The 13,038-nt window shown below is 62.4% G+C and carries 15 protein-coding genes; 7 read left to right on the forward strand and 8 right to left on the reverse strand.

Features of this window, described 5'->3' with window-relative positions:
• Positions 1-19: 19 nt before the first annotated feature.
• Complete coding sequence (gene nrdD / locus AO356_RS25265) at positions 20-181, forward strand: anaerobic ribonucleoside-triphosphate reductase (protein ID WP_003202433.1); 162 nt, start codon at positions 20-22, stop codon at positions 179-181.
• Positions 178-873, forward strand: a complete 696-nt coding sequence (locus AO356_RS25270; protein WP_060742105.1) for an anaerobic ribonucleoside-triphosphate reductase activating protein — start codon at positions 178-180, stop codon at positions 871-873. The genes nrdD and AO356_RS25270 overlap by 4 nt, the downstream gene beginning before the upstream one ends.
• 136 nt (positions 874-1,009) lie before the next feature.
• Here the strand turns inward: AO356_RS25270 and AO356_RS25275 are convergent, their stop codons facing one another.
• The 4 genes from AO356_RS25275 to AO356_RS25290 are packed head-to-tail and all read right to left on the reverse strand — an operon-like array spanning position 1,010 to position 4,119.
• Positions 1,010-2,377 (reverse strand): 4Fe-4S binding protein, encoded by a 1,368-nt coding sequence (locus AO356_RS25275; RefSeq protein ID WP_060742106.1) that lies wholly within the window; start codon positions 2,375-2,377, stop codon positions 1,010-1,012.
• The gene (locus AO356_RS25280; RefSeq protein ID WP_060742107.1) at positions 2,365-3,219 is read right to left on the reverse strand and encodes an FTR1 family iron permease; all 855 of its coding nucleotides are present in this window, start codon (positions 3,217-3,219) and stop codon (positions 2,365-2,367) included. The genes AO356_RS25275 and AO356_RS25280 overlap by 13 nt, the downstream gene beginning before the upstream one ends.
• 22 nt (positions 3,220-3,241) lie before the next feature.
• Positions 3,242-3,586: a cupredoxin domain-containing protein gene (locus AO356_RS25285; RefSeq protein ID WP_060742108.1), complete on the reverse strand. Its 345-nt coding sequence runs from the start codon at positions 3,584-3,586 to the stop codon at positions 3,242-3,244.
• Positions 3,587-3,588: 2 nt separating this feature from the next.
• Positions 3,589-4,119, reverse strand: a complete 531-nt coding sequence (locus AO356_RS25290) for an iron transporter (RefSeq protein ID WP_060742109.1) — start codon at positions 4,117-4,119, stop codon at positions 3,589-3,591.
• A 203-nt stretch (positions 4,120-4,322) separates the two neighbouring features.
• Here AO356_RS25290 and AO356_RS25295 point away from each other — a divergent pair, with 203 nt between their 5' ends.
• Positions 4,323-4,550 carry a DUF3079 domain-containing protein gene (locus tag AO356_RS25295; protein WP_060742110.1) on the forward strand — a complete coding sequence of 76 codons (228 nt, stop codon included), beginning with the start codon at positions 4,323-4,325 and terminating at the stop codon, positions 4,548-4,550.
• Positions 4,551-4,646: 96 nt separating this feature from the next.
• On the opposite strand, the gene AO356_RS25300 is transcribed toward AO356_RS25295, so the two are convergent.
• The 3 genes from AO356_RS25300 to AO356_RS25310 form a co-directional block, all read right to left on the reverse strand.
• Positions 4,647-6,386, reverse strand: a complete 1,740-nt coding sequence (locus tag AO356_RS25300; RefSeq protein ID WP_060742111.1) for a dipeptidase — start codon at positions 6,384-6,386, stop codon at positions 4,647-4,649.
• A 364-nt stretch (positions 6,387-6,750) separates the two neighbouring features.
• Positions 6,751-8,751: a peptidase U32 family protein gene (locus AO356_RS25305; protein WP_060742112.1), complete on the reverse strand. Its 2,001-nt coding sequence runs from the start codon at positions 8,749-8,751 to the stop codon at positions 6,751-6,753.
• Positions 8,752-8,868: 117 nt separating this feature from the next.
• On the reverse strand, positions 8,869-10,431 hold the full coding sequence (locus tag AO356_RS25310) for a sensor domain-containing diguanylate cyclase (protein ID WP_060742113.1): 1,563 nt from the start codon (positions 10,429-10,431) through the stop codon (positions 8,869-8,871).
• A gap of 127 nt (positions 10,432-10,558) precedes the next feature.
• Between AO356_RS25310 and AO356_RS25315 the strand changes: the two genes are divergently transcribed.
• The 4 genes from AO356_RS25315 (at position 10,559) to AO356_RS25330 (ending at position 12,525) form a co-directional block, all read left to right on the forward strand.
• Positions 10,559-11,017 (forward strand): metallophosphoesterase family protein, encoded by a 459-nt coding sequence (locus tag AO356_RS25315; RefSeq protein ID WP_060742114.1) that lies wholly within the window; start codon positions 10,559-10,561, stop codon positions 11,015-11,017.
• A gap of 103 nt (positions 11,018-11,120) precedes the next feature.
• Positions 11,121-11,687 carry a chalcone isomerase family protein gene (locus AO356_RS25320; RefSeq protein ID WP_060742115.1) on the forward strand — a complete coding sequence of 189 codons (567 nt, stop codon included), beginning with the start codon at positions 11,121-11,123 and terminating at the stop codon, positions 11,685-11,687.
• Positions 11,684-12,223: a DUF3833 domain-containing protein gene (locus AO356_RS25325; protein WP_060742116.1), complete on the forward strand. Its 540-nt coding sequence runs from the start codon at positions 11,684-11,686 to the stop codon at positions 12,221-12,223. The genes AO356_RS25320 and AO356_RS25325 overlap by 4 nt, the downstream gene beginning before the upstream one ends.
• A complete protein-coding gene (locus tag AO356_RS25330; RefSeq protein WP_060742117.1) occupies positions 12,220-12,525 on the forward strand; it encodes a DUF6482 family protein in 306 nt (101 codons plus the stop codon). Before AO356_RS25325 ends, AO356_RS25330 begins: the two co-directional genes overlap by 4 nt.
• 21 nt (positions 12,526-12,546) lie before the next feature.
• On the opposite strand, the gene AO356_RS25335 is transcribed toward AO356_RS25330, so the two are convergent.
• Entirely contained in the window at positions 12,547-13,035 is a 489-nt protein-coding gene (locus AO356_RS25335; protein ID WP_060742118.1) for a DUF2878 domain-containing protein, read from the reverse strand.
• Positions 13,036-13,038: the final 3 nt, after the last annotated feature.

Consider the following 13,038-nt stretch of genomic DNA (forward strand, 5'->3'; position numbering starts at 1 on the left):
ACCGCAAGGAGCTTCACCCATGAATGCATCACAAAGCCTTCCACAAGCACAGCGTCAACGTTGTGAAGTCTGGACCCGGGTGATGGGGTATCACCGCCCGGTGGCGGCCTTCAACCCCGGTAAGCAATCCGAGCATCGTGAGCGGGTGCACTTCACCGAACGCGCGGCCGGGCGTCCATGAGTCGAGTGCTACGGGTTGGGGGCATGGTGCCCCTGACCACCCTCGATTATCCGGGCCAACTGGCCTGTGTGCTGTTTTGCCAGGGGTGTGCCTGGCGTTGTCGTTATTGCCATAACCCGCAACTGATCCCGCCACGCGGCAGCGAGGAGGTGGATTGGTGTCGGGTGTTGGCGTTCCTGCAACGCCGTCAGGACCTGCTCGACGCCGTGGTGTTCAGCGGCGGCGAGCCGACCTTGCAGGACGGCCTGGCGCCGGCCATGGAGCAAGTGCGGCAGATGGGTTTTCGCATCGGCCTGCACAGCGCCGGCATCAAGCCGGCGGCCTTCGCCAAAGTGGTCGGGCTTGCCGACTGGGTGGGGTTCGACATCAAGGCCTTGCCCGAAGATGCCCTGGAGGTGACCCGGGTCGAAGGCAGCGGCGCCGCCAACTGGCGCAGCCTCGACCACCTGCTGGACAGCGGCGTTGATTATGAATGTCGCACGACGGTGCACTGGCATCTGTTCGACCCCGAACGCCTGTTGACCCTGGCCAGACGCTTGAGCGAACGCGGTGTCAACCGGTTTGCCGTGCAACTGGTGCGCACCGCGCGGATGCTCGACCCGCATCTTTCCAGTGTCTCGGCGCAGGCCTCGCAGCCGGAGCTGTGGGCCACGATGCGCGAGTTGTTTCCTTCGTTCGTGTTGCGTAGTTGAGGGATTGCAGGTTTGAGTGCCTGCCTGCCAAACCCCTGTGGGAGCGAGCTTGCTCGCGATAGCGGTGGGTCAGCTGCAGTGATGTTGGCTGTGCAACGTCATCGCGAGCAAGCTCGCTCCCACCGGATTTAGTGTGTTACCACCCCCAAAACTGCAACCACCACCCATAACCCACCAGACCGCTGGCCACTATCAGGCAGGCCATGGCGGGCAGTCGCTGAACGGGCGATGCAGACGTCTGTTCCAGGCGTTTCCAACCCAGCCACAGGCTCCAGGCTATCGCCGCCACCAACAATCCGGCTCGAGCCGGTTGCACCCACTCGAGCAACAACCCTTCATAGCGCAGTAACTTGACGGTGGTGGCCGACAGGCCGAGGAACAGGCCTGCGCCGCCAAGGGGCGTCAGGGTGACGGCCAGGGGCAAATACTCTGCGCAATCGCCGGCGAGTCGTGCCGCCAGGCGCATCAGCAGCATCAGCGAAGTCCCCAGCAACAGGGCGCTCATGCCCAAATAGGCGACGATGCAAAAGCCATCGAGCCAACTGAAGCTGTCGTTGAGTTGCGGATAGTGCGTCAGCAGCCACCAGGGCGCGTTGTCTTGCAGCGGCCAGAACCGGTCGTGTGCCACCAGCCATTGCGCCAGTGCCTGCTTCAGGGTGATGAACCAGGGGCTGACGGTCCATTGAAAGGCCCCCATGGCCAGGCCGATGACGCCGAACAGCAGCAAGCGCACATCCCAGGGCGAGAGCGTGGTGGGCGTTGACTGAAGGATTTCCTGGTTGCTGGAGCGGGCGATCAGGCGCACCGCATCGCGCTGGCCGCTGCAGCGACCACAGGCGTGGCAATCGGTGGCGCCGCGCATTCGGCGGATGTCCAGCAAGGGCGCGCAGTTGGGTGCGGGGCGACGCGGCGCAGGGTTTTCCAGCCAGCGTTGTTCGTCTACTTGAAAGTGCATCGGTGCCAGGCGGGCGAGGAGGGCGAAGACGCCACTGACCGGACACAGGTAACGGCACCACACTCGCTTGCCACGGGCGAACAGCAGGCCAACGATCACTGCCGCGACGGTCGAGCCACCCAGGATCAGCAGCGCCGCCTGGGCATAGTCGTAGACGCTGATGAGTTGGCCATAAATCGTCGTCAGGCAGAACGCCAGGGTCGGCCAGCCGGCCCAGCGCACGCTTCTCGGCACACCCAGGCCTTTGCCGTAGCGACTGGCCCATTCACTCAAGGCGCCTTCGGGGCACAGCACGCCACACCAGAGCCGACCGAACAAGACGATCGAGAGCAATACGAACGGCCACCACAGGCCCCAGAACAGGAACTGCGCCAACAGCGTGAGGTTGTCGAACAGGTGCGCCTGACTGCTGGGCAATGGCAACAGGGCGGGTATCACCAGCAGCACCGCGTAGAACAGCACCACCGCCCATTGCACGGCACGAATGGTCGCGCCGTGGCGCCGCATGCCGTCGCCCAGGCGCTGGAGCCAGGGGTTCAGGTGGGGCATGGCAGGTTTTCCTCCTTGGGTGTCCGCAACCATCCTGCGACGGCCAGCCAATAGCCAAGCCATACCAGCAAGGTCAGCGCGCTGGGACTGGCGCGATACCCGGCGAAATCGGCGAGGAATCCGCCCAGGCCATGGCCGTCGTCCAGTATCGCGCTACTGTTCCACAGTGCATCGCCAATGCCACGGTACACCGGCTCGGGCCAATCCATCGCGAGCAATTGCCCGCCGATCCGCTCGATGCCGCTGACCAGCAACGCCGCACCCAACAGCAGCAGGATCGCTTCGCTGATGGCGAAGAAACGCCGCCAGGAGATGAACCGGCGACTGCCGTGGAGCAAGGAAACGCTCAACAGCGCCAGCACCAGGCCAGCGATTGCACCCACGGCGAACAGGCCCAGTGACGGCCCTTGCAAGCGGGCGCCGGCGCCGTACAGGAAGACCACGGTTTCACTGCCTTCGCGGCTGACCGCCAGTAGCGCCAGCACCATCAGGCCCAGGCCACCCTGGCGGTTCAGGCGCTGGTCGGCTTGGCGCGACAGGTTCTGCTTCAGTGTCCCCGCGTTGCGATGCATCCAGCCGACCATTTGCACGATCAACAGACTCGCGATCAACGCCAGCGAAGCCTGGAACCATTCATTGGCGCTGCCGCTCATGGCTTCGCCGGCCAGCAGGATCAAACCGGCCAATACGCCCGACAACAGCAAGCCGAGCAGTGCGCCGCTCCATAGGTACCGCAACAGATGGCTGGCCTGTTGTTGCCGGCTGACCCAGGCCTGGAGGATACCGATCACCAACAACGCCTCGACGCTTTCGCGCCAGACAATAAACATCGATTGAGTCATGCAAATGCCTCCTGCAGGCCGATCATTGGGCGAGAATCCCGCCCTCGGGCAGTTGCGGGTTGAATTCATCGAAAAACGGATAGTGCCCGGGGCGCAGCGGATGGATGACCACGAAGGTCGTGACGCCGGGCGAGAGCACTTTTTCGACGCGCAATGGCGTGCTTTCGAATTCCGCCGGACCCTGGCCGACATTCTTCAGCACGATCTTGAAGCGTTGCCCGGCCGGCACTTCCAGCTGCGACGGCGTGAAATGCCCGTCGCGCATGCTCAACTCATAGGTGGGCAGTTCGGCCTGGGCGATTGACGGCAGCAGCAGACCGGCCAGCATCAGCCAGGCCAGGCATGACGGCCAGGATCGGCGGCGCATGTTCAGTACCCGCCTTTTTTACCGATCCCGGCGTAGACGAATTCGTAATGCAGCTCGCAGCGTTCGAACCACGGCGCCACGCCGGTTTCCTTGTCGGTATGACGACCGAGGGACCCGTGGCCACCCGGTGGCAGGACGGTGAAGGTCAATTGGTATTTGCCAGGGCCGAGCAACTTGACGTTGTCGCCGTAGTGCGGCCCGTCATTGGCGACCATGGCGTGGAAGTCGCCCTTGAGTTCGGTGTCGTTGCCTTGTTTTTTCAGCTGGAACGACACGTTGAGATAGGGTACGAAACTGCCTTCCTGAAAGCCTTGCTGGTTGTCCGCCGTGGCGCGGATGTCGGCTTCCAGGTGCACATCCGAATCTGCGGTGGCGCGCATCATGCCGGCGGGGGCCATTTCGATCGGTTGCAGGTACACCGCACCGACTTCCAGCCCCGGGCACAGTTGCGGTTCGCCGATGGGGTATTCCTTGGCCTGGGCCAGCGGTGCGAGCAACAGCAGGGCGAGGGACAACGGAGCAACGGGGCGCATGATGACTTCCTGGTTGGCTAAATGATGGCGCCGAGTCTAGGAAGCTTCGCTGCGAATAATAATGATTCTTGTCAATTTTCAGCGCGAAATTTTGCTCGGGGAGCATTTGTTGCTCGCGCGCGGCTGTTCTTGATCGGGATCAAGGGTGGCGCTGTCCCGACGGGGTAGGGTACGGGCACACCCATCTGTTATGCGGGGTCGCCATGGCAAAGCCTTTTCCCATCAGTCCCAAACATCCCGAGCGCATTTGCTGGGGCTGTGATCGTTACTGTCCGACCACTGCGTTGGCCTGTGGGAATGGTGCCGATCGAACCATGCACCCGGCCGAGATGATTGGGGACGATTGGTACTTGCATGGTGATTGGGGGCTGGAGCTGGTCGATATTACCGCCAAGGTCATCGATCCCAGCGCCACTCACATGAAGGAATGAAGCAACCCTGTGGCGAGGGAGCAAGCTCCCTCGCCACAGGAACCAAGCAAGCCTCAGGGGCAAGCAAGCTTCAAGTGAACGGTGTGGCTCGGACAATCACAACTTCGGCAACTGCCCGATCCGCCCCATCATCTCGGTCACGATCTGCAAGTCCAACAGGAACTGCTCCACCGTCTTGAACTCGTTGTCGTTATGGCCGGTGTACTTGACGTCGGGCATCGCCAGGCCGAATTGCACGCCATTGGGCAAGTCATGGACCGAGGTGGCGCCGGCGGAGGTGCCGTATTTGTGTTCCATGCCCAGGTTCTCACTGGCCACGGCCAGCAGCGCCTTGACCCATTCACCCTCGGGGTTGCGGTACATCGGCTCGTCGATGGAGTAATCGAAGGCCACGGCGACCTTGGATTTCTTGCTCCAGGCGGCCAATTTATCGGCAATGTCAGTCTTGATCGCTTCGGTGGGCTTGCCGACCGGTACCCGCAGGTTGACCGCAAGCTTGAAGGTCTTCTCATCCATCCCGACGAAGGTCAGGGACGCGGTCAGCGGGCCCATGAAGGCATCGGAAAAGCCAATCCCCAGTTTGCTGCCCAGATAGTCCAGGCCCCAGTTGTCGGCGGCGTAGCGGGCGGCGTCGGTGATGTGGTTGTGCTTGAGCGCGACCTTGCCGTCCAGGCCATTGATGAAGTCCAGCATCCGCGCGACCGGGTTGACGCCTGACTCGGGCTCGGAGGAGTGGGCGGATACGCCGGTGAAGGTCAGTTGCACGTCCTTGCCGACGACTTGGGTGCCCACTTCGAAATTGCCGCCGTTGCGCTTGGCATAGTCGGTAGCGGCCTTGAGCAGGTCGGCGGCCAGTTCGGCAGGCTTGTCGCCGGTAAAGGTGGCCACGGAGGTCGACGGAATCTGATTGGTCGCCAGGCCGCCGGTCAATGCGGTGATTTGCGCGCCCTTGCCCTGTGCGGTACGCCGGGCGAAGTTCGCCATGACCGTGCCGTAGCCTTTCTCGGCAATCACCACCGGGTAGCCGCCATCCAGTGCCAGGTTGTAGTTGGGCGTCGGGTTGCGTTCGAAATAATAGGGGATGGCGTCACCGGTGGTTTCCTCGGTGGTGTCGACCAGCAGCTTGAAGTTGCGCGCCAGTGGCAGTTTTTCTTCCTTGATGATCTTCATGGCGTAGAGCGCCACGACGATGCCGTTCTTGTCGTCCTCGGTGCCCCGGCCATACATGCGGTCGCCCACCAGGGTGACCTTGAACGGATCGAGGCGGGTGCCGTCTTTCAACACCCAGTTTTGCGGCGTGACCGGCACCACGTCGGCATGGGCATGGATACCGACGACTTCGTCACCGCTGCCTTCGAGGGAAATCTCATAGACGCGGTTGTCGATGTTGCGGAAGTTCAGCTTGAACGCCTCGGCCAGGCTTTTGATCTTGTCGGCGATCTTGAGGAATTCCGGATTCTCGTGCTGGGCTACACCGTCCTTGCGAAAGGTCGGGATGGCGACCAGTTCCTTCAGCGTCTCGGTGGCGGCTGTGCCGTATTTCACTCGGGCGTAGAGGCCCAGCAGGCGATGGATTTCGTTCTGTTGTTCAGCCGACAGGGTTTTGTTGTCCTGGAAGGCGCTGATGGCCGGGCCGAGGTTCGCGGTTTTGGCGAGGTCGTTTTTGGCTACTTCCGCGAGGAACTGCCGGAAATCGGTGACGGAGGTGTCGGAAAAGGTTTTGACGAGGGTCGCGCTTTGTTGTGCGGTGATATTGGCGTTGGCCGACATCGCGAATGACGACAGGCTGGACAGTACGAGGGTGGCGACGGCAAGACGCTTGAACGGGAAGTTCATGGTGGCAGGCATTCCTTTGCAGGGGAGAAGTGTCGTGTGATGAAACAATCACTTACAACCTAACACCATGAACCCGCGGCGGGGGAGCCCTTGAACAGAATTTGTCGCCCGGAAAAGCGAAAACGGCGCAGAAATGAAAAATCCATTCCAACCAGCCGACACTCAGTGTGGGAGCGGGGCACACGCTTTGTGAACGCCCGCAACCCAATGTGGGAGCGAGCTTGCTCGCGATAGCGGTGGGTCAGCTTGCATCCATGCTGATCCTGTTGACGCCATCGCGAGCAAGCTCGCTCCCACAGGGGAACTGTGGTGGACACACGCTTTGTGAACACCCACTCCCACAGGGGATGCGGGTGGATATTGTTTAATGTGGCGCGCGTGGAATCGTCTTGAGAAGGTCTTCAGGGCTGATATGACCTACCACAGGCTGCGCCGTGCTGCCGGGCAATGGCAGGTCAAGGATGTGCCCCTTGATCTTGCCGACCACATGCATCTCGCAGGGTTTGCAGTCGAACTTCAGCGTCAGCACTTCATCGCCGTGTATCAGTTGCATCGGCGCGACCTTGGTGCGCACGCCGGTGACACCCTTGGCCTGCTTGGGGCAGAGGTTGAACGAGAAGCGCAGGCAGTGCTTGGTGATCATCACCGGCACTTCACCGGTTTCCTCGTGGGCCTCGAACGCCGCATCGATCAGCTTGACCCCGTGGCGATGATAGAAGTCCCGGGCCTTCTGGTTGTAGACGTTGGCCAGGAACGACAGGTGAGACTCCGGGTACACCGGCGGCGGGCTGGTTTCGGCCTTGCGGCCACCCCGTGGATGAGCCGCCACACGAGCAGCGGTCAGGGCCTCGATGGCTTCGCGGCGCAACGCCTTGAGCTGCGAGTTGGGGATGAAGAACGCCTGGGGCGCATCCAGCTCGATGGCGGTGGCGTGGTATTCGGTGGTGCCCAATTGGCCGAGCAGGTCGTGCAGTTGCTCCAGGGCCTGTTCCGGCTTGTTGGCCAGGCCGAACGGCCCGTCCAGGGTGATGCTGGCGCTGATGCCTTCCTCGCTGGTGGCGGTCAGCTCCAGGTGCTCTTCGCGCAGGCGCGCGACCCAGGCCAGGCCGACGCGGCGCTCGGAGGAGGTCTTGAGCAACGCTTGCTGCCAGTTGTGATCCAGGTTGCGGCTCAACGGGTGGTTGGGACGCAACTGGTACATGCCGGCCGGCATTTCGTTGGGTTCGACGCGGTAACGGTAGCGCTTCTGGCCGTCCTCTTCGAATTCACCCTTGGGCTCGGCGATGTTGGCGCGGAAACCGACGACTTCGCGCTTGACCAGTACGTTGAGACCGTCGCCGTTGGACAGCGGATCGAAGGTCACCACTTGCAGGTCGCGCTTGCCGACTTTTTCCACCACGCCCACCGGCACGCCGGTAAAGGTTGGCGAATCAAAGGCGCCGATGTCGATCTTGCGCTCGCTGACGAAATAGTCGGTGCTGCCACGGTGGAAGGTCTTGTCCGGGTCGGGGACGAAGAAGTGTGCGGTACGGCCGCTGGACGCGCGGGCCAGGTCCGGGCGGTCTTCGAGGACATCGTCCAGGCGCTGGCGGTAATAGGCGGTGATGTTCTTCACATAGCCCATGTCCTTGTAGCGCCCTTCGATCTTGAACGAACGCACGCCGGCTTCGACCAGGGCACGGATGTTGGCGCTCTGGTTGTTGTCTTTCATCGACAGCAGGTGTTTTTCATAGGCGACCACCCGACCCTGGTCATCCTTGAGGGTGTAGGGCAGGCGGCAGGCCTGGGAGCAGTCGCCACGGTTGGCGCTGCGGCCGTTCTGGGCGTGGGAGATGTTGCACTGGCCGGAAAACGCCACGCACAGCGCACCGTGGATGAAGAACTCGATGGCCGCATCGGTCTCGTCGGCGATGGCACGGATTTCCTGCAGGTTCAGCTCACGGGCCAGGACCAGTTGCGAGAAACCGGCCTGGTCGAGAAACTTTGCCCGGGCCAGGGTGCGGATGTCGGTCTGGGTGCTGGCGTGCAACTCGATGGGCGGGATATCCAGCTCCATCACCCCCAGGTCCTGGACGATCAACGCGTCGACGCCAGCGTCGTACAACTGGTGGATCAGCTGGCGGGCCGGCTCCAGTTCGTTGTCGTGCAGGATGGTGTTGATGGTCGTGAACACACGGGCGTGGTAGCGGTGGGCGAACTCCACCAGCCGGGCAATATCGCCCACCTCGTTGCAGGCGTTGTGACGCGCGCCGAAACTCGGGCCACCGATGTACACGGCGTCTGCGCCATGCAGGATGGCCTCGCGGGCGATGGTCACGTCGCGGGCGGGGCTGAGCAATTCCAGATGATGTTTGGGCAAGGACATTTGTTTTTAGTCAGGCTGGTCACGGTCGAAGCGCGCATTGTAGCCGCCAGGCGCCTCGCCGGCACCTGTGGACTTGGGTTTGCACGATTCTGACCGATGCGCGGCACTCCCGCGGGTTCACCCCGGCGTCGAGTCGGCGCTGCACCAGCGGTTCCGCCCGGTGTTCTTGGCCAGGTACAAGAAGGCATCGGCGGCCCTGATCAGCATGGCCGGGGTGACGTCCTCGCCGCTCGGCTGGCAGGTGGTGATGCCCGCGCTGATGGTCACAATGCCCAAGGGGTGGTCGCCATGTTCAATGTTCAAGGCCCTGACCGCTTCGAGGATTTGCTGCGCGACCTTGGTGGCGCCGGCGCTGTCGGTGTTTGGCAGCAGCACGGTGAACTCTTCACCGCCATAGCGGATCGCCAGGTCGCCCGGCCTTTTGATGGTCTGCCCGAGCGCGGTTGCAATCGCCCGCAGGCAATCGTCCCCGGCGGCATGGCCGTATTTGTCGTTGAAACGCTTGAAGTAATCGACGTCGAGCATGATCAGGGCCAGGGACGAACCCTGGCGCCTGGCCAGGCGGATCTCATCGGCCAGGGCGATATCCAGCCGCCTGCGGTTGCCCAGCCCGGTCAGGCTGTCGGTCAGCGCCATGTCGCGCATGGCCTGGTGGGCGCTGCGAATCTGCTTCTCCATGGCCATGCGGTAACGCAGCTGGCTCAACACGATGAGCCCGAAGCCCACCAGGATCGCGATCAGGAAAATCAGCACCAAACCGGTCTTGAACAGGTCGCGGCGCCAGGGCGCGATGATCGATTCGCGGGACAGGCCGGCTTCCACCACCAGCGGGTAAGTGGTCAGGGCCCGGTAGCCGTACAGGCGCTCGGTGTCGTCGACGACGGCCTTGGCTTCGGCAACCCCTTGGTTGGAGGTGGGTAAATGTTCCCTGAAAATCACGCTGTTGACGAGGCTCTTGCCAATCACCGAAGCGACGAAGGGGCGTCGGACCAGGATCGTTCCGCTGCGCTTGGCCAGGACCAGTGCGCCTTTGCCATCGATTTTGAAGTCGCCGTAGTAGTCGACGAAATAGCTCACCTTCACGGTCCCCAGCAATACGCCGGCAAACGAGCCATCAGGGTTGTTCAGGCGGCGGGAAATGGGAATGATCAGGTCGTTGGTGGAGCGGCTATTGACGACGTCACCGATGCGCACGCCTTGATCCTCGTGGGTACGGTGGTATTGGAAGTAGTCGCGGTCGGCGTTGTTCGCCATTTCCGGGATCGCCTCCTTGTCCGTCACCAGCCATTGGCCATCCGGGCCATAGATAAACAACCCGTGCAGTTGCGGCATGATGGCAGCCTGCTGCACCAATAGCTTATGGATGCGTGGGATGTCCATGTTCTGCAGGCCATCGCCTTCCACCCGTTCGGCGAGGGCGGCGGTGACCACATCCACTTGTCGAATGGTATCTTCAGCGTGTTGGGCCGTCGCCCGCGCCAGGTTCGTCACCGAATCCCGGGCAGACGCAAAAGCGGCGCGGTAGTCGCGCCAGGTCCGCCAGCCTTCGACGGCCAGGAAGGCGATGACGACCACGAGCATGAAACTCACGGTCAGCCGGAATGCCGCACCGGCCCGCCCAGCTTGCTGGGTCTCGTCGGGGCTTTCGATCTTGGGCTCCGGCTGCTTGCGTCCGAGCATTGACGTATCCTTTCCATGACGGGTCTGCACTTTTCACGGCGCAGCCTATCCTATTCGAATTCAGCATGTTAGCTGACTGCGACGAGGCAGGTACGAGCGGCGACACACGATTGGAGAGAAAGGTTTCATGAAAGTCGGCGTCATTTCCGATACCCACGGCCTGTTGCGTCCCGAAGCACTTGCCGCGCTGCAAGGCTGTGAGCGGATCATTCATGCCGGCGACATCGGCAGCCCCGATATCCTGGCGCAATTGGCATGCCTCGCTCCGTTGTACGTGGTACGGGGCAATAACGACCTGGGTGCCGAGTGGGCGGCGGAGCTTGCCGATCGCCTGCAATTCGACCTGGACGGCTGGCCAGTCCTGTTGGTGCATGACATCGCCGATGTCCAGGCTGCGCTGGACCCGGCCGTGAAGTGGGTGATCACCGGCCATTCCCACAAGCCGAGCATCGAATGGCGCGGCGAACGGCTTTACCTCAACCCCGGCAGCGCTGGTCGGCGGCGTTTCAAGCTGCCGGTGACACTGGCGTTGGTTGAGGTGGAGGCCGCAGTGATCGAGCCGCGGATCGTTCAGTTGCTGGAATGACCGGCGTGTAGCCCTCGTCTTTTCTCGTTGGCATAGAAAAGCTGTACAAATACATATCTCTGTACAATTATTGGGGCGTCCTTGAGAAACCGGTGGCGTGTCCATGATCAGGTCGTTCGCGTTCAGGAAAAGCCTGGCCCGATGCATGGTTGGCCTGCTTGTACTGTATTGCGCCCACGTCTGGTCCGATTGGCGACTCGCACTGCCGGGCACACGGCTGGTCGGGCAGGCCGATTTCACCTGGTTCGGGTTCGAGGTGTATCAGGCGCGATTATGGAGCGCAGCCTTGCTACCCGGCCTTGAAACGGCGTTTGCCTTGGAACTCGATTACCGGCGCGCCATCAGCGCGCAAACCCTGGTCGAGACCAGCCTTGCAGAAATGCAACGCATCAGGGGAGCGCCCTTGGACGCTGGGCGTCTGGATGCGTGGCGAGGTCACATGCAGCAGGCCTTTGTCGACGTAAAGCCGGGAAGTCGCATTACCGGCGTCAACCTGCCGGGGCGTGGTTGTCGTTTCTATGTGAATGGGCAGCTGTCCCACGAGGTGATGGACCCGGCATTCGCCCGAGCCTTCTTCGCCATCTGGCTGGACCCGGGAACCAAGGATAAAAAACTCAGGAATCAACTGCTTGGGCTTAAAAGTTCACGTGATGCAGGAGTTCGCCCATGAGCCGTTTTCTATTGGCGTTGCTGGTGATATTGGGTCTGACCAGTTGCGGTAATGTCGATGTCGACCACTACGCCGACCAGCAACCCCGGTTGGACCTGGAGCGTTTTTTCAGTCAGCCCGTCAAGGCCTGGGGCATTTATCAAAAACGCTCGGGTGAAGTGATCAAGCGTTTCGAGGTGGACATCTCCAGCCGCCACGAGGGTGATCGATTGATCCTGGATGAGCGTTTCCTCTACAGCGACGGCACGCGTCAGCGGCGGGTCTGGACGTTGACCCCCGAGGGGGCCGGACGCTGGCGCGGGCGTGCCGACGACGTGATCGGCGAAGCCCGGGGAGAAGTGGCCGGCAATGCACTGCGCTGGCAGTATCGGTTGAACCTGCCGGTGGACGGTTCGACCTATGAAGTGACCTTCGATGATTGGATGTACCTGATGGATGACGACACGCTGATCAACCGTTCGAGCATGAGCAAGCTGGGTGTCGAACTGGGCCAGGTCACGTTGTTTTTCCGGCGTCAGGCCGGGGGCATGCCATGACTTTGCAGGACTTGACCGACCTGGCCGTTGATGGCCGGATCCACGAACTGGAACTCTTGTCCCTGGAAGGCGGGCTCTACGTATTGCGCGCTCGGCTGGACAACGGATGGCATACGCTGCTCGACGCATCGGACAAGACATTGCCGGTACGCTCCACCACCCACCTGCGGGAACTGCTGCGTTTCGTGCCGCGCCTGCCGTGCATGTTGGTGCAGCAGGTGGTTCATGATGAGATGTGTGGTCAGCGTGAGGGCGTCGTCGAGCCGTTGCGCATCCCGCTGTTTCTGGACGAGCCCTGGTAGCGTCTCGCTGGCGTCCTGCGGTCAGCGCGATTCGGCCAGGCGCAACGCCAGCGGCAGCCATAAGCCCCACAGTGGCGCCAGGAGCAGCGCGGTTGCGAGTGAGCCGAGGGGGAGCGTCACCCCGGCCAGCGGTGCGCCCGCGCAATAGGCCAGCGGCCCGCCAGCCATCCCCGCCAGCACACCGCGCCAGGCCGGTCTTGTGGCCCAGGCCAGGCTATGGCGCAAACCAGTGGCGAAGACCAGCCAGAGCAGCGCCAGCCAAAGTGGCAACGGACCTTGCTCGAACACGAACACGCCCAGCGCACCCAGGCTCCAGTCGAGCAACATGCCGCAGAGGCCGACGCTGATCACCGCATGGCACTCGGCCCTGGGCGCCGGGCTGAATGCCAGGTGGGCGAGCAGGCCGCCGGCTACCGCCAGCAGCCAGCCCGGCTGATGGGCACCGGCCACGCAGCCCCACCAGCCCAGTTGCAGCCAGAGCGCGTTGATCAGCAGGCCGCTGCGGCTCATCGG

The organism is Pseudomonas fluorescens, assembly GCF_001307275.1.
In the GTDB taxonomy this organism is placed as follows: domain Bacteria; phylum Pseudomonadota; class Gammaproteobacteria; order Pseudomonadales; family Pseudomonadaceae; genus Aquipseudomonas; species Aquipseudomonas fluorescens_AA.

Coding starts and splice junctions, on each gene's coding strand:
- AO356_RS25320 (WP_060742115.1), top strand. CDS start 11,121: ATGATCAGGTCGTTCGCGTTCAGGAAAAGCCTGGCCCGATGCATGGTT.
- AO356_RS25290 (WP_060742109.1), bottom strand. CDS start 4,119: ATGCGCCCCGTTGCTCCGTTGTCCCTCGCCCTGCTGTTGCTCGCACCG.
- AO356_RS25300 (WP_060742111.1), bottom strand. CDS start 6,386: ATGAACTTCCCGTTCAAGCGTCTTGCCGTCGCCACCCTCGTACTGTCC.
- nrdD (WP_003202433.1), top strand. CDS start 20: ATGAATGCATCACAAAGCCTTCCACAAGCACAGCGTCAACGTTGTGAA.
- AO356_RS25295 (WP_060742110.1), top strand. CDS start 4,323: ATGGCAAAGCCTTTTCCCATCAGTCCCAAACATCCCGAGCGCATTTGC.
- AO356_RS25275 (WP_060742106.1), bottom strand. CDS start 2,377: ATGCCCCACCTGAACCCCTGGCTCCAGCGCCTGGGCGACGGCATGCGG.
- AO356_RS25305 (WP_060742112.1), bottom strand. CDS start 8,751: ATGTCCTTGCCCAAACATCATCTGGAATTGCTCAGCCCCGCCCGCGAC.
- AO356_RS25270 (WP_060742105.1), top strand. CDS start 178: ATGAGTCGAGTGCTACGGGTTGGGGGCATGGTGCCCCTGACCACCCTC.
- AO356_RS25285 (WP_060742108.1), bottom strand. CDS start 3,586: ATGCGCCGCCGATCCTGGCCGTCATGCCTGGCCTGGCTGATGCTGGCC.
- AO356_RS25315 (WP_060742114.1), top strand. CDS start 10,559: ATGAAAGTCGGCGTCATTTCCGATACCCACGGCCTGTTGCGTCCCGAA.
- AO356_RS25280 (WP_060742107.1), bottom strand. CDS start 3,219: ATGACTCAATCGATGTTTATTGTCTGGCGCGAAAGCGTCGAGGCGTTG.
- AO356_RS25335 (WP_060742118.1), bottom strand. CDS start 13,035: ATGAGCCGCAGCGGCCTGCTGATCAACGCGCTCTGGCTGCAACTGGGC.
- AO356_RS25325 (WP_060742116.1), top strand. CDS start 11,684: ATGAGCCGTTTTCTATTGGCGTTGCTGGTGATATTGGGTCTGACCAGT.
- AO356_RS25330 (WP_060742117.1), top strand. CDS start 12,220: ATGACTTTGCAGGACTTGACCGACCTGGCCGTTGATGGCCGGATCCAC.
- AO356_RS25310 (WP_060742113.1), bottom strand. CDS start 10,431: ATGCTCGGACGCAAGCAGCCGGAGCCCAAGATCGAAAGCCCCGACGAG.